Source organism: Acinetobacter sp. GXMZU3951 (genome assembly GCF_054457875.1).
The window spans coordinates 172,820-189,013 of record NZ_JBTLFO010000005.1; the positions used below are offsets into that span (position 1 = coordinate 172,820).

At 38.3% G+C, this 16,194-nt stretch carries 13 protein-coding genes and 1 pseudogene; 8 read left to right on the forward strand and 6 right to left on the reverse strand.

Annotation, left to right across the window (positions count from 1 at the left end; all coding sequences use genetic code 11):
* Positions 1–10 precede the first annotated feature (10 nt).
* Entirely contained in the window at positions 11–511 is a 501-nt protein-coding gene (locus tag ACX17N_RS09935; RefSeq protein ID WP_458892412.1) for a chalcone isomerase family protein, read from the reverse strand.
* Positions 484–1,053 (reverse strand): nuclear transport factor 2 family protein, encoded by a 570-nt coding sequence (locus ACX17N_RS09940; RefSeq protein WP_458892413.1) that lies wholly within the window; start codon positions 1,051–1,053, stop codon positions 484–486. Before ACX17N_RS09940 ends, ACX17N_RS09935 begins: the two co-directional genes overlap by 28 nt.
* A 219-nt stretch (positions 1,054–1,272) precedes the next feature.
* On the opposite strand from ACX17N_RS09940, the gene ACX17N_RS09945 reads away from it, so the two are divergent.
* Positions 1,273–1,527, forward strand: coding sequence for a TIGR03643 family protein (locus tag ACX17N_RS09945; RefSeq protein WP_458892414.1), 255 nt, complete (start codon positions 1,273–1,275; stop codon positions 1,525–1,527).
* Between the two features lie 93 nt (positions 1,528–1,620).
* Here ACX17N_RS09945 and ACX17N_RS09950 read toward each other — a convergent pair whose 3' ends face one another.
* Both ACX17N_RS09950 and ACX17N_RS09955 read right to left on the reverse strand, forming a co-directional pair.
* Entirely contained in the window at positions 1,621–1,761 is a 141-nt protein-coding gene (locus tag ACX17N_RS09950; protein WP_458892415.1) for a DUF2256 domain-containing protein, read from the reverse strand.
* A gap of 4 nt (positions 1,762–1,765) precedes the next feature.
* Positions 1,766–3,289, reverse strand: coding sequence for a cryptochrome/photolyase family protein (locus tag ACX17N_RS09955; protein WP_458892416.1), 1,524 nt, complete (start codon positions 3,287–3,289; stop codon positions 1,766–1,768).
* Positions 3,290–3,379: 90 nt separating this feature from the next.
* Here ACX17N_RS09955 and ACX17N_RS09960 point away from each other — a divergent pair, with 90 nt between their 5' ends.
* From ACX17N_RS09960 to ACX17N_RS09975, 4 genes are all read left to right on the forward strand, one after another.
* On the forward strand, positions 3,380–3,601 hold the full coding sequence (locus tag ACX17N_RS09960) for a hypothetical protein (protein WP_458892417.1): 222 nt from the start codon (positions 3,380–3,382) through the stop codon (positions 3,599–3,601).
* 221 nt (positions 3,602–3,822) lie between these two features.
* Positions 3,823–5,877, forward strand: coding sequence for a TonB-dependent siderophore receptor (locus ACX17N_RS09965; RefSeq protein WP_458892418.1), 2,055 nt, complete (start codon positions 3,823–3,825; stop codon positions 5,875–5,877).
* A 1,240-nt stretch (positions 5,878–7,117) separates the two neighbouring features.
* Entirely contained in the window at positions 7,118–8,011 is an 894-nt protein-coding gene (locus tag ACX17N_RS09970; RefSeq protein WP_216972119.1) for an HNH endonuclease, read from the forward strand.
* 1,296 nt (positions 8,012–9,307) lie between these two features.
* Entirely contained in the window at positions 9,308–10,633 is a 1,326-nt protein-coding gene (locus ACX17N_RS09975; RefSeq protein WP_458892419.1) for an NAD(P)/FAD-dependent oxidoreductase, read from the forward strand.
* Positions 10,634–10,734: 101 nt separating this feature from the next.
* On the opposite strand, the pseudogene ACX17N_RS09980 reads toward ACX17N_RS09975, so the two are convergent.
* Positions 10,735–11,290 (reverse strand): annotated as a pseudogene (locus ACX17N_RS09980) (IS5 family transposase); the annotation flags it as partial.
* Positions 11,291–11,469: 179 nt separating this feature from the next.
* Between ACX17N_RS09980 and ACX17N_RS09985 the strand changes: the two are divergent.
* Positions 11,470–12,402: a carbon-nitrogen hydrolase family protein gene (locus ACX17N_RS09985; RefSeq protein WP_458892476.1), complete on the forward strand. Its 933-nt coding sequence runs from the start codon at positions 11,470–11,472 to the stop codon at positions 12,400–12,402.
* Positions 12,403–12,531: 129 nt separating this feature from the next.
* On the opposite strand, the gene ACX17N_RS09990 is transcribed toward ACX17N_RS09985, so the two are convergent.
* Positions 12,532–13,461: a LysR family transcriptional regulator gene (locus tag ACX17N_RS09990; protein WP_458892420.1), complete on the reverse strand. Its 930-nt coding sequence runs from the start codon at positions 13,459–13,461 to the stop codon at positions 12,532–12,534.
* 173 nt (positions 13,462–13,634) lie between these two features.
* Between ACX17N_RS09990 and ACX17N_RS09995 the strand changes: the two genes are divergently transcribed.
* Positions 13,635–14,579: a dihydrodipicolinate synthase family protein gene (locus tag ACX17N_RS09995; protein ID WP_458892421.1), complete on the forward strand. Its 945-nt coding sequence runs from the start codon at positions 13,635–13,637 to the stop codon at positions 14,577–14,579.
* A 171-nt stretch (positions 14,580–14,750) separates the two neighbouring features.
* Entirely contained in the window at positions 14,751–16,139 is a 1,389-nt protein-coding gene (locus ACX17N_RS10000; protein ID WP_458892422.1) for an MFS transporter, read from the forward strand.
* Positions 16,140–16,194: the final 55 nt, after the last annotated feature.

Consider the following 16,194-nt stretch of genomic DNA (forward strand, 5'->3'; position numbering starts at 1 on the left):
AAAATGCCGATTAATTTAATAATTGTTGCTTTAATTTAGCATTAAATGGGGCAGCACCAAACCAGATTTTAAAATATTGATTGGCATTTGGATCACGTATTTCTCCTAATTTTTTTTGATTGAGTTTTAATTCAAGTCTCTGATTTTCATGTTGATAGAAAAGACTATAGTGATCTCCCCGCTTCACAGGCAGGTAGAGTTGGGTAATTTGGTTGAGCTGTGAGTTTTCAGTATAGCTAGCCACATTTTTCTGTAAGAAATAGGTGGCCGCCTGCTTAAATGCCCACTCTGGAATGTCGTGGTTATAGTTGAAGTCTAAGCGGATGGTCTGCTTTTCCCAAGGCTTTTGGCAGTTGGCTGCAAAATAGCTCACCGTACCGACATTTTTTTTGGTCACAATCAGCGGGGCACTGCTACATTTTTCTAAACTGGCCGCAGCAGTTGAAAGGCTCAGCATGAATGTCGTGGTACCGACCACGCAGATCAGGATTTTTTGAATGGTAAGACCCATTTGTAAGCACCTCCAAAAACTGGTAATGAACGATAAAGACCATTGGCTGGATCCCAGTAATCTTGCTGGAAAATGATTTGTTGGTTTGCATTGATCTTGATTTCGCTAATGCCATATGACGCCATAGTTTTACTCCGCCCAAACATCTTGAAGTCATACGCCATATACCAATGAATATAGGCTGAATCTTGATGGTGGGTCGCACTGATGAGTTTGACTGTGACATTGCTGACGCGGTTATTCATTCCTTGAAAATGCTTGATTAAATCCTGCTTATTCGAAAACTGCGATAAGGTGTCGTTAATATACAATTGATCTGCATAGAGACTACTCGCTTGAGTCACAAACTCGGGTGTTCCCAAAGTATTGAAGGCAGCGACAAAGCGAGTGCCGATGTTGTAGGCCAGCTCATCATTCAAGCTAACCCCTTGGATATTCTGATCTGCTTGAGTGTAGTCCGGGCTATAACTTGGAAGACTTTTACAGGCCGAGAGTCCGAGCACAGCCAGCGCAGTGGTCATTAGTGTTGTAAAAATTTTCATCACACGCTTCCTCTGTTTTTATTTAATTTAAATAAAGTGATGTGAAGTGAATGTGAAAATATTCAGTCAAAAAATAGCTTTGAAATGTCAATCATCACAAAAAATTCATGTTGACCTTTTTATCATTCGAGGTGCAGCAGCATAGTCTCAAACCAGACTGAATCTAATGGTTTAGATGCGCTCTGCGTTAAACATTTGGCTTTTGAAAAAGGGGATAGCGTGAGCAAGTTTGTAGAACAGGATCTATCTAGAATTATTGAAATGGCGTGGGAAGATCGGACGCCTTTTGAAGCCATTGCACGCGAGTATGGTTTAAATGAAGCCGCAGTTGTACGTTTAATGCGGCAGAATTTGAAAGCGGGCAGCTTTAAGTTGTGGCGCAAAAGGATGGCAGGGCGTCAGAGCAAACATCAGCAGTTACGATCACCCGAGATAAGCAGGGCTTACTGTTCGCGTCAGTATAAATATGCTTAAGTTGAACGGAAATGCCCTCAACACATTTTAGTTATGCAACTGGGCAGTACAGCAGATCTTGATTGCCTATATCCTAATCATGGTACGGTCTGTTTACCGGTTTGAACGGGCGTGGCGTTTACATCTTTCAGAGCAATACTTCACCTCGTCCCAACAGCGTTGCCATTTTTTTCGCCAAAGAAAAGGGCGTTGGCAATAGGCACATATTTTTTCTGGTAAATGTTGTTTTTTCATAGTTTTACAATTGATCCAGTTGCGTCAGTAGGGACTGTGCATGGGTGATAATTTGGGCTTTATCTGGCAGTCGATCAAAAGTTTTATACAGCATTGCCATGCGTGGGTTGTGACGAAATAAAGTCTCATGTCGATGTATAAAATACCAGTACAGACTATTAAAGGGACAGCTGTCTGCTTCAGTTTTGCTCTTGACGTTATAAGCACAGTGCTGGCAATAATTTGACATTTTATGTATGTAATTGCCCGATGCGGCATAAGGCTTACTCGCCATTAAACCCGCATCTGCATGCATCACCATGCCTAAGGTATTGGGTAATTCGACCCATTCATAGGCATCGGCATATACCGCTAAATACCATTCGCAGATTTCGTTTGGATGTACTCCGGCTAAAAGTGCAAAGTTTCCCGTAACCATTAAACGTTGAATATGATGCGCGTAGGCATGTTGAAAGGTATTGCGGAAACATTCAGCCATACAAGCCATCTTGGTTTGACCTGTCCAGTAATACTGCGGCAAAGGCGTTGTACTCTGTAAGGTATTTTGGTTGCGATATTCGGGCATAGATAACCAGTAAATTCCCCGCACATATTCTCGCCAGCCTAAAATTTGCCGAATAAAACCTTCTACGGCATTCAAGGGGGCTTGACCATTGTAATAAGCGCGTTGCGCAGTATCACAGACTTCTCGGGGCAATAGTAAGCCACAATTTAAATAAGGTGAAAGCAGACTGTGAAACATAAAATCTGAGCCATAAATCATGGCATCTTGATAATCACCAAAGTGGGGTAAGCGATTAGCAATAAAATGATTTAAAGCAAGCAGTGCATTTTGACGTGTGGTTGCCCAATGGAATGACTCAATATTGCCAATATGTTGAGCAAACTCCTTTTTGACCAGTTCAATCACGTCCTGATCTATTTGATCACGTTCAAAGACTAATGCGGAAATAAGGGGCGGTTCACCTGTCCATGCTTTACGGTTGGCTTGATCAAAATTCCATTGCCCACCCACGGGTTGCTGTTCATGCATGAGATATTGAGTTTGCTTGCGCATTTCTCGATAAAAATATTCCATGCGCAGTGTTTTATGTTGAGTCGACCATTGCTTAAATTGCTCTAAACTACAAAAGAAGCGGTCATCATCTAAGCAAACTATTGGGAGTTTTAGAGAAGCACTCCAAGTATTCTCAATCTCATGCTGCAAACGATATTCGCCACATTGCGTGACCACCAGCGCATTTGCAGGGTAGCGTTGTTGCTGATCGGCAATAAAATCAACCAGTTTTTTGATGTCACTTTCACGCTTAAAGGGGTGGTAACGTACTTTCCAACCTTGTGCTTTTAACTCTTTGGCAAAGTGACGCATGGCACTAAAGATCAGCGCTATTTTTTGCGGATGATGAACAACGTAAGTTGTTTCCTCGAGTACTTCCGCCATAAGGATGATATCTTCCTCTCGGTTTAAATACTTGAGCGTTGCGAGTTGGTGATTTAATTGATCACCGAGAATTAAACCAAAGCGCATAGTTTTTTATTTTTGAGGTGGTGTTAAATGGAGTGTAAGGTTTTAGAGATCAATTTTCTGTGAAGCAATGAGTTTAAGAATTCGGAAGGGATGCAGCAGGCTTTAATAAAATTTAGGCTTCTTTTGTGTCTGGGTGTGGATTGGAGTGATTTGACCATTTTACAAGTTGACCGTGTCTGGCTTTTAATAAAGGCTTTTGTCAATCTTGGCTTAGAATATAGTGCTTTATTTGACATAGATATCAACAGATCAAATGCTTTACTAGAAAAATCTAAAAGCATTAACTCTAAAAGTGGTTGGGGTGACTTTTAAGAAACTTTTTTAAATTTGAGTTTGTAGCTGCATTCTTATATAAAATTGATTTTAAATAATTATATTTTATTTTTAATAAAAAATAAGTTAAGCATATAGAACAAATCAATAGCTTTATGTAGATGGTTTTTGTAATATACAATCATTATCATTAAGATTTAGCGAAACTTGTTGTGTTTAAACGTCGTCTATTACCTAGCTTATTACCTCTTAGTTGTATAATGCCAGTATTTGCTAATGATCAAATCAGTGCTCTGCCTACCATCAGCTTACAAGCGACGAGTTCTTCCGAAGATGCCGAAAAATCTTATAAAGTCAGCTCAGCCAGTTCAGCCACTCGAACCAATACTTCACTGAAAGAAACGCCTCAGGCGGTCACCGTAATTCCTGAAGCGGTGTTAAAAGACATTCAAGCTACGCGATTATCTGAAGCGCTGGATGTCGCGGGTGTTGGTCGAGCAAATAACTTTGGTGGACAAGGCTTAACGACCTTTACTTCACGGGGTTTCACCAGTGGCGAATATTATCGTAATGGTTTTCCAATTAACCGTGGATATCCGAATGCCCCTGATAGTAGTACCGTGGAACGCGTTGAAGTCCTAAAAGGGGCATCATCGAGTTTATATGGTCGTGGTGACCCGGGTGGAACATTTAATATTGTCAGTAAAACACCACAAGCAGAAAGAAAAACAACACTGGGATTAAGTGTAGATCAGGAAGGTCTATACCGTAGCACTGTAGATACGACAGGGGCTTTAACAGATGATGAAAGTCTTACCTATCGCCTTAATTTAATGGGTGAAAATGGGGATACTTATCGTGATCATGTCGATTCTAAGCGCTGGAATATTGCGCCTGTTATTCAATGGACACCTACAGATGCGACCAAGCTCACATTAGAAGCTGATTTTTTACGTAATCAGCATGCCTTGGATCGCGGTTTTACCCGTTATGAAGGACAACAAAAAGATTCTTTCGATTCCTCGGAATATTGGTGGGAGTCAGGCAAAGACCGTAATCGACTATATAACAATAACGACATGCTACAGTTCCGTGTTGAACATGCGCTCAACGATACATGGAAATTGAATGTTGGTGCTCAATATTTAAATGGTCATCTGCATGGTTATGCTGTTGAAGCTAATGGGGTAAAAGCCGATAGCAATGGCGAAGTCATTACTCGCAACTATAATTGGCGTAACTTAGATTGGATTGATAAGAATTTCCAAGCCAATGTAGTCGGTCACTTTGATTTATTCAATCTAGAGCACACCTTGATTTCAGGGATTGAGCTTGAAGAATATGACTATAAATCTTACATCATCCGTTCTAAAGATGCTTTTGATCTCAATATCAATCAACCGTATGACACACTTCCATTACCAGAATTGGTGAATGTGACTACACATGACCGAGAAAAATTAAAAAGCCAAGCTTTTTTTGTGCAAGATCAAATTCGTCTCACGGATCGTTTAAATACGTTGATTGCGATGCGCTTTGAAAACTACCAACAAGATTACAGCAATTTCGTGAATAATACGTCTTGGTCTACAGACAACAATGCATTTATTCCACGGGTGGGTTTAACTTATGACCTGACCGATCAATTCACTATTTACAGCAATATCAGTAAGTCATTTAAACCAAATGCTGGCGCAGATCGTAACAACCAAGGATTTGATCCAGAAGAGGGTATTTCTTACGAAATCGGCTCAAAATATGCCTTGTTAGATAATCAGCTTTCATTTGATACGGCAATCTATTATGTGAAGAAAGAAAATGTCTTAACACTTGATCCATTAGATTCCACCAAAAGCATTGCCGCGGGTGAAGTGACCAGTAAAGGCCTAGATTTAAGCTTAGTTGGTAACATCACTCCTGAATGGAAAATTATTGGTAATTACGCTTATGTAGATGCTGCTGTTAGCAAAGACAATGCTTTGGAAAAAGGTACACGTTTAGCCAATATTCCTCAGGATTCATTTAATCTATTGAGTATATATGAGTTTAAATCAGGCACATTCAATGGTTTAGGTTTAGGGATTAACCAACGTTATGTTGGTAGTCGTAAAGGGCAAACAGCCAATAACACCTACAACATGGGGAGTTATGCGACAACGGATCTAATATCTTATTATGATTGGAACAAAGATGTACGCTTAAGCTTTGATATCAAAAACATCTTTAACGAAGAATATGATGATAGCGCCTTTAACCGTTATGTTTATCCGGGACAACCTCGTACTGCGAAGTTTGGAGTGAGTTATAGTTTCTAACAAGGAAAGCAGGTATTAAATATTATACCTGCTTATTTGGGACTGCCCCTAATATCCTAGACATAGTGGCAGTCCAAGTCTTACTCACACGGATTATCAAGCAGTTAATTTCTAAATCATTTAATGGATTAACGAATTGAACGGGCATGATTTTGGCTTCGTAATTACGGCAGACTTATGAAAATGTAGAACAGAATAATAATTTTTCCCTCATTTATTGGCTCGATTGTTAGAAGATTAAGTGATGGTGCGAGAAATTTTGGGTGGCTATTATGTTATTCAATCAGCCATTAATAAATTCATATTTTAGATATTCACAGCTTTTTCAGAATTTGAACGTACAATAATTTGGGAAAGTCCAAAGGAAGACACTGCTAAAGCCAAGACTAGAGGTTTGTATAAGGGTAGAAAGCATCAAATAGATTATTTTCAAATAATACAGCGATGCTGGAAGAAAGTTGAACAATCATAAGGGGAGCAAAGGAATTAGGAGTTGGAGTAGCAACTGTTAAAAAAGCGTTGAAGTTGGTAATTAAGAATTGTTTAGTAGACATAATTAAATTAGTAGAAATTTGATTAAAAATAAGTGTGGAACGTGAAGAATCATTAATAAACCGTTCCAGTATGTTGAGTACTGGAACGGATTTGACTAAGATATTGATGCTTATAGGGAAATTTCAGGCATTACGTATAACGTGCATTATGTTAATTTTAGAAAAACTTTCAAATTTAAAAACACGAGAAGCTAATGAGAGCATTACTAGAAACTATCTTTTTTCCATTTATGGTAAGCCAAAAATTATGGTGGATCCTCGTCTTTGGCATAGGGTTATCATTGCTAATCAAAATTGGCATGGACTATCAGCTAGCAAAATTACATGCTCAAACGGCAGGTACATTGTTAGAAAGTCTAGAGCCTCATCGACTAATAAAACGTTCAAACTATCTGATTATAGGAATTCTTATTTGGACTCTAGTTGCATCTATTAGAGAATATAAGAACGCTTATAAAAGATTTTTTTAACAAAAATAAGCATAAAAAAACAAGCCCTGTAAAAATTTTTAATGATATAAAACAATATTTTAATAAAAATTAAGCATCAAAATACTAAAGCCCTGGATAACACCCTGTTTACACCCCTGTATTTCGTGTGTATTCTAATGTCTATTGAGAGATGTGATGTAAGTGTGGTGCTTCTTCTGCTCTCATTTCCTAATCAAACTGCAGAAGAGACTTACTATGAATACACAACTTCCTAACTATTTTTGGGTTAATCATAAACAAACATATAAAACTGAAGTTGGAGATGGTTATCTCTGGTCCCCAAAAGTAAATGCCAACAATAGTTTCAATCAATCATACGAAAACATGAAACTCGTAAAACCTGGTGACATTGTTTTTTCTTACGCAATGGGAGTCATCCAGGCATTAGGCTGTGCTAGATCATCAGCTTATGAGGCAGAAAATCCTTTTCAAGAAACAGGACATTGGGGGAGCGTTGGCTGGAAAGTAGATGTTGATTTCTTTGTTGTCGAAAGTAAATTTAAGCCTAAAGACTTTATTGATGAAATTCGACCATTATTACCAGCCAAATATTCCCCAATCAGCGCAACTACAGGAAATGGCAACCAAGGTTGCTACTTAGCAGAAATTAGCGCCAACTTGGCCAGTTACTTATATGAAAAAATAGATCCTTCCGGAGAGCTGGAAATTGGTCAATTAGACCAAGATAAAGATGAAAATATTCCTCTAACATCAAAATCTGTATATATCTTGCAGCGCATTGGGCAAAACATCTTTCGAAAAGAACTAATTAAGAAGTTTGGGCATTGTCCGCTTACTGGAATCCGTTTAAATGAGTTGTTGCGTGCAAGCCATATTAAACCTTGGAGGATTTCAAATGATAGTGAACGCTTAGATTCATCAAATGGAATCTTATTAGCAGCTCACGTAGATATATTATTTGATAAAGGACTTATTTCATTCGATGATGAAGGAAACCTTCTTACTAAAAATAATGAAGTAGATAATTTGCTAGAGCAAATGAATGTTCAAACTAGAAAAATTGAGTTACCACAAGAGTCAAAAAAATATTTGAAATGGCATCGAGATAGCTTTAACTATCCAATGTAAGATAAGTTGAGTAAGAAATAGATTGCTCTATTTCTTACTCTACAAAACATATTAAAAATATGTGATGTAAGTGTGGTAATAGGATTATTACATGCTCTCAAATATATTGAAACGACTACCCATTTAACATAATGGGCGTTATACGAAGTACACTTGTATATTAATTTAAATATCAAATACTTAAAAATTTCACTCCAATCAAAAAATGCCCAAAAAGCCGATTTTGAAACAAATCGGCTTTTTATTGAACGAATTTGTCACTTTCAGCCAATAAATTCGATCAAAAAACGTTCAAATTTAAACTTTTCCCTGATAACTCAATACATCCAGTCCCGAAACTATCCGCAATTTCTGCGGATAAACCTTGGGGTAAGTTTTGAGCAATGTTGTACGCTCAGGCTGACATGAATTAGCGAGCATGGCGTCTAGGCCATCGAGGGGATTTTTCATATGATGGGGACATAGAGAACAGGATGTTCCAACACATAAAACAATAATGATAAGTGCAACACCAGGACGTGAGGTACGACAGGAGTTATACCTAATCAACCACACACGAAAAAGCCCGACAGGATGTCGGGCTTTTTTATTGTCTAGAATTCTAGTGGCTATTCAGAGAAGATTTAATGGGGTCTGAACTGCTCAATTTAGCTATCTTTTATTCATTTCAAATAAGCCGTTAAAGTCGCAACTTTTACTTCAAAGTTCAATGCTCATTTTTGAGAATGGCTTGCAATATCTTAGGCATTTTAATCTCTGAGCATGAAGGTCTTTTTGCTCGACGATCAATCATAACCATGATGTTTAAAGCGGTTTTGTGTGAAGTATATGAAATAAAAATATTCAAAAAAACAAAGATGAGAACATTCAAATTTAATTGTTGGAAGTTTATTTATCAATTTATTCGACTTTCTTAATCATTTGGTTAGGAAAGCATGTGCCTAGGATCTTAATTTTATTGATATTTATTGTAATTGAACATTGCAAGAGCTGAGAAAGTGCGTTTGGAATCCTATGATTATAAACTTTAAAATAATTGAAAAATTTAAATGTCAATAGTTGAAAATACATTTCAGTTCTTGAGTTTGGTATTTCTAAAAAAAATATATATTAAAAGCAATATCTTATGTTTGCAAATTTCATTTATTTCGAAATAAAATGTTGACTATCATCTTTTTTTATCTTTTTATAGTAGGATACATTTTGAAACAACTTCTTGAGTTTAAATGCCTAAACAATTGCTTGATGAATATGAATCGTACGTTTTGTATTCATCAAACAATTGGAGTGACAACAATGCTGTATAACAAAATACAAATCGGACATCCTAGAAAGCGTATTGTGATTGTGGGTGGAGGAGCTGGTGGGCTTGAGCTTGCCACTCGTCTAGGAAATCGCTTGGGGAAAAAAAATAAGGCTGAGATTATCTTGGTGGATGCTGCTTTGACGCATATCTGGAAACCACTTTTACATGAAGTGGCGTCTGGTACTTTAAATTCTCATGAAGATGAACTGAATTATTTTGCACATGCCAATAAAAATAATTTTGAATTTTTCTTAGGTAAGATGATCAATATTGATCGGACGCATAAAACGATACAACTTGAAGAATTAAGTTCTCATCATGGTGAGAAAATAGCACCTAGCCGTTCACTGTCGTATGATATTTTGGTGGTTGCAGTTGGCTCGACTTCAAATGATTTTAATACGGAAGGGGCTAAAGAAAATTGTGTGCGTTTAGACTCACGCGCTCAGGCAGATTACTTGCAAAAAGAGTTTTTAAATTTATATTTGCAAGCACAAGCGAACAGCTTGATTGAAAATGATAAGCCAAGCTTACTCAATATTGCCATTATTGGCGCAGGTGCTACAGGGGTTGAATTGGCGGCAGAATTACATTTTGCTGCGCATCAATTCTGTCGCTATGGCCTAGACAGTATTGAGCCAGATAATGTGCAAATCACATTAATTGAGGCGACTGATCGTATATTGCCAGCACTGAATCCAAAAATTTCAAATCTGGCCGAGACTGAATTGCTCAATATGGGAATTTATGTCAGAACCAAGAGTCGTGTGAAGAAAATTGATGAAACGAATATTTATTTCGATGATGGATCACAACTGTCAGCCGATTTAAAAGTATGGTCAGCAGGGATTAAAGCTCCCGATTTTTTAAATAATATTGCAGGCCTAGAAACCAATCGGATTAATCAGCTCATTGTTAAACCTACCTTGCAAACGACATGCGATGAAAGCATTTTTGCTATGGGCGATTGTGCAAGCTTTACCCCACATGGTCAGGATCGTCCTTTGGCACCGCGTGCTCAAGTTGCCAATCAACAAGCTATTTTCTTAGAAAAAGCATTATATGCATATGTAATGGGGCAGCCACTTCCTGAATTTGTTTTTAAAGACAAAGGATCATTGGTGTCTTTAAGTGATCGGAATAGTGTTGGGCATGTGATGGGAAATATCAACATTGAAGGATTTTTGGCGCGTGTCATGTATATGTCTTTATACAGATTTCATCAAATAGCACTGCACGGCTTATTTAAAACCAGTATCCTGATGTTAAAAGATATTTTGTCTAAGTCTTCTCGTCCGCAATTAAAAATGCATTAATTGAACAAGGTGGCACTGTATAGCAATGTGCAGTTGCCATCTTTTAAATGGTTTGTTTATAGCAGTAAAATTGTGTATAGATTAAAAATCTGCTCATCTCATGGAATTTGATCAGGTAAATCACCAAGTACCTGTGAATCGCTCACATTGTTTGTGGTGAGTTGAACTGTTCGTATTTGCAGGGTCTTAGTATATATACCAATATGTAATTTACGCCATTGGCGACGATATTCAGGCGGGTGTTTCTTACGTTTCCATTCATGTTCACCTAGAAATTTCAAACCAGTAGAGTCAACGAGTAGATGAAGCCCATCACTATTTTTTGATAGCAAATTGAAATATCAATATGCCATTATCTTCTACAAATGGTGGAGTACGAATATCACGGATATTCGGGGTTGTCCAATCCAAACCACAAAGTTTAATCAGGCTTTGCACAAAACCTGTGACCATACGCAAAGAAAGTCGAAATAGAGATTTAATCATTAAGCAAGATTGGATGGTTGTATCTGAGTAGGTTCGATTTCGTCCTTGTTTGCCCTTTGGCTGAGCATACCATGGGGTAGTAGGAACAGAGGGGTTTTCTCGATTTATTAAAGCACGATTCTAAGAAGACCAATTGGTTGTAAGATAAATTTTAGGCGTGGGCTTATTTATTTGAGAAATATATTGTGGAATAAGCCTTTAAAGATAGGTTTGTGCAACAAAGCCCATGTTGATATAATTTTGATTAAATAATATGTAAATTTATAAGAATAGAAGTTTTATCCGCTTTAAATAAAATAGCAAATGAGCCGTTAAATTTAGTTATATATGGCAGGAATCCTAATGAAAAAATAGCAGTAGCGCAAGTCGCGCCAGTTCTTTTAGACAAGGAAGCCTCTATTGCCAAGGCCGTGGCGATAATTGAAGAAGCTGCGCGAGCGGAAGCGCAATTGGTGGTGCTCCCCGAGTGTTTTATTCCTGGTTATCCAACTTGGTCATGGCGACTCAAGCCAGGCGCAGATATGGCCTATTATAACGATATACATGACAGACTATTGGAAAACTCAGTAGACGTTTCAGCTGGAGATCTTTCACCAATTCAGCAAGCAGCTAAAGAATGTAGTATTTCGGTTAGCATAGGAATGAATGAGCGAGAAGGAAAATTCTCTAGAGGAACCATTTTTAACAGTAATGCACTTATAAGTCACAGAGGTGAGTTGTTAAATTTACACCGGAAGCTAATGCCCACTAATTCAGAGCGAATGATTCATGGAATTGGGGATGCACGTGGCTTGCGAGTTATAGATACGCCAGTTGGAAGAGTTGGTGTGCTGATCTGCTGGGAAAGTTATATGCCGCTAGCAAGATATTCGCTTTACGCGCAAGGGGTCGATCTTTATTTAGCGCCTACTTGGGACAGTAGCGATATTTGGCAAAGTACTTTACAGCATATAGCTCGTGAAGGGGGGTGTTACGTTGTTGGGGTTGCAAGTTGTATCTATGGAAAAGATATTCCCACGAGCTTCCCTCATCGAGAGCAGATATTTCCAGATGAAAATGAGTGTATTAACCCAGGAAAGGCCAGCGTGTATGCCCCAGGAGGAAGGTGTATTTCGGAACCTCGAGGTGGTGAAGAAAGGCTTTTTTATGTGGAAATTGATCCTGCAGCGGCGGCGAACGCACGCAGAAGTCTTGATGCTGCAGGACATTACAGTCGAAGTGATATTTTTCAGCTTGAAGTAATCCGTCAAATATTTCCGCCAATCAAATTTCATGATGATTAAAATCTTGAATAGCCTTCAAAAATCTTAATCATTTGGCTTGCGTATGTTTTCATCTAAGTGTTTAAAATGTGAATGGGACTTTTTAAGTGAATTCAATCATCTATAATTTTTTATCAATCAAAAGTTTCATTAATTTAAAGAATCATCTCTGACATTAGAAAAATCGAGGTCCCCTGACTTCAATATATCTTTGATTATATCAATCACTTTTCGACAGGGTGGTGTTAAATAAGTATGTGGTGACATGGATAACGATAAATAGCGTTTAATATTGGGATCTATGATTTTGACTGCGGTAAGTCCCTTATCGGGGGCATGGTTTTTAATTGCTTGAGGGCCTAAAATGCCATAATAATTGCTACTTTCAATTAAATGCATTTGCATACTGATGGAGTCGGCTTCAAAAGCAATATTAAGGGTGGTTTGTTTTTGGCGTGCAATATTTTCTAAATGGGTGACCCAACTATTTGGTCTGCAAAAAGTAACTAAAGGTAATCCATCAAGCTGTGCAAAATTGATGCTCATATTTTTTAATAAAGGATCTTCTTTTTTGCCAACTAAATAAGTTTCTACTTCCGCTAAATATAAATCTCCATTTTGTGAAGCGGAATTAAATCGATAGTGTAAAGATAAATCGACAGATCCTTCTTCAAGCCATTTTTCTAATAAGACACCTTGACCTTCACGTACTGAGAGTTCGATTTGAGGATATTCCTTTTTAAGTCGATGACTAACAGTTGTAAGTAGTGGGTGAGCAGTAGAGGGAATGCTACCAATTCGCACTTTACCGATTAAATTCTTACTCGAATGGTGAATATCATTTTGTAATTGTTCAGTGAGTTTGACCCAATGACGGATTTTAGGAAGTAAGAATAAGCCTAAATCCGTGAGCGTGACCCCTCGACCTGTACGATGAAATAAGCGTCCACCACAGAAATCTTCTAACTCTTGTAATTGTCGACTGATGTGCGGTTGGCTGCTGTTATAAAACTGAGCCACTTTACTTAAACTACCTAAATCATTTGCATCTAAGAATAATTTCCATTGCATGTAGTTCACTTAATCCCTCCTGTGAGATATACGAATTCAGTATAGCTGAAATAAGAAAATAACGGATTCTCGAAAAAAATGATACATCCTATACTTTAATCATAAAGTTTAAATATTCAATTAAATTGTTGAATTATATTAATTTTATAACTTTAACTTGATGATTTACAAGGATGCAAAAGATGAGCATTGATTTACGCGGTTTAACACCAGCCCCTGTGACTCCATTTACTCGTGATGGTGCTGTTGACCATGCTGCGATCCAACGACTAGGTTCTTGGCTTGGTAGCATTGATGGAGTTAAAGGTTTGGTTGTTCTGGGGCATGCAGGGGAAGGTACATTCCTCTCTCAAAAAGAGCAGCAACAAGTCATTGAAAGTTTTGTTAAGTCGGTAGATAACAAGATTCCAGTCATTGCAGGAATTACTTTAGAAGGAACTGAAGTTGCTGCACAAGAAGCTAAGCGTGCAGTTGAAGCTGGCGCCGCTGCTGGTCTGGTTTATCCATCACATGGCTGGTTACGTTTTGGTTATCAAAAAGGTGCTCCACAGGATCGTTATAAGGCTATTTATGAAGAGAGCGGTCTACCTTCCATTCTTTTCCAATATCCAGATGCGACTAAAGCCACTTATGACTTAGATACTTTATTGGATATTTCGGCTCAACCGGGTGTTTTTGCGATGAAGAATGGCGTGCGTAATATGCGTCGTTGGGATGTGGAAATTCCAATTATTCGTCGTGAACGCCCAGATTTACAAATTCTAACCTGTCACGATGAATATCTATTACATACCATGTTTGATGTAGATGGTGCATTAGTCGGGTATGGCAATATCGCGCCAGAACTTTTAATTGAAATGATTAAAGCGGGTAAGGCCAAAGATTATGCAAAAGCCCGTGCGATTCATGATCAACTTTTGCCAGTGACACGTAATGTATACCATCGTGGTTCACATATGGAAGGAACGGTGGCATTAAAGCATGCGCTAGTTGCACGTGGAATTTTGGATCATGCAACAGTACGTTCGCCATTATTGCCGCTAGCAGAAGGAGCAGAGCAAGAGATTCATGAAGCGATGCGATTGGCGGGTATTGCTAAAGTGTCTGAAAAACAGGCGGTTGCTTAATACTATAAGGGCTAACATTTTACGTTAGCCCTTTTATCATGTACGCTGCCTGAGGCAAATTTCGGACATGAACTAAAAATAATAATTAAAAAGTACGACATTGCTGGTGACAGGTAGTTGCAGCGAATAACAAAGAAACTACGAGGAACGTAGTTGATAAGGAGATTGAGGATGACAAATCTAGCAGACATGGAGTTAATTCATCATCATCAACAAAAAAATGCTGAAATTATTGCAAGACTAGAACGAATTCCTGTGACGCGACGCTTGCAATTTATGCGAGTCACGATTGGTATAGCGACATTTTTTGATGCCTATACTGTTCTTGCAATTGCCTTCGCTTTACCTCAACTGATTAGTGAATGGCATTTAACCCCTGCATATGTAGGCGCAATTATTGCTGCTGGATATGTTGGTCAATTATTTGGTGCTGTTTTCTTTGGATCACTGGCTGAAAAGGTCGGTCGGTTAAAAGTTCTCTCATTTACCATCCTGCTTTTTGTATTGATGGATATTGCCTGTTTATTTGCATGGAGTGGACTGTCTTTATTAATTTTTCGATTCTTTCAGGGGGTCGGAACGGGTGGAGAAGTACCTGTTGCAAGTGCCTACATTAATGAATTTATTGGTGCTGAAAAACGAGGCAAGTTTTTCTTATTGTATGAAGTTTTGTTTCCTTTAGGATTAATGTTTGCAGGAATGGCTGCTTATTTCTTAATGCCTATATACGGCTGGAAGGTCATGTTTATCGTCGGGCTTATTCCCTCAGTGTTGGTTATTCCTTTACGATTTTTCTTAAAAGAATCCCCGCGATGGTTAGCGTCGAAAGGGCGTTTTGAAGAGGCCAACCGTGTAGTAACGCTTTTTGAACAAGGGGCTGTAAAAAGTGGAAAAGTTCTACCTGAGCCAATAGTGAAGGAAATTAATCCACAATCTATGGCAAAAACTGATTGGCGTGAATTGTTTAGAGGGATCTATCGTAAGCGTACGTTCACGCTCTGGGGCATGTGGTTTTGTGTCTATATGGTGAATAATGCAATGGTGACATGGCTACCATCACTTTATAAGCAACATTTTGGTTTATCTCTACAAACCAGTTTAGGCTACGGCTGGATTACTTCCGGTGTTGGGGTTATTGCTTCGATCATCTGCGCGTTAATGATTGATAAAGTGGGGCGTCGCCCTTGGTATACTGCGGCATTCTTTTTAGCCATCATTCCATTAATGAGTCTGTCTATACTTGGGGCGAAAACAGCTACAGAGGTTGTTGTTCTGGCATCTTTAAGTTATGCAATTTTACAGACCATTTCTTTCTCTTTGTACTTATATGCTGCCGAATTATATCCAACCAGACTAAGAGCCATGGGGATTGGATTTAGTACAGCTTGGTTACGTGCGGGATCTGCAATTGGGCCTCTCATGGTTGGGCTTGTGGTATCTGGTTATGGTATCCAATATGTTTTCAGTGTCTTGGCTGTGGTTGCATTAATTGGTGGGCTTGTGACGTTCTGGTTTGCTATAGAAACCAAAGGTCAAATGCTCGAAAAACTCTCTCCTTAAACAACTTTCTGACTCTCTAATGTGAATTTTGCCTAACGATAAAAGTTAGGCAAAA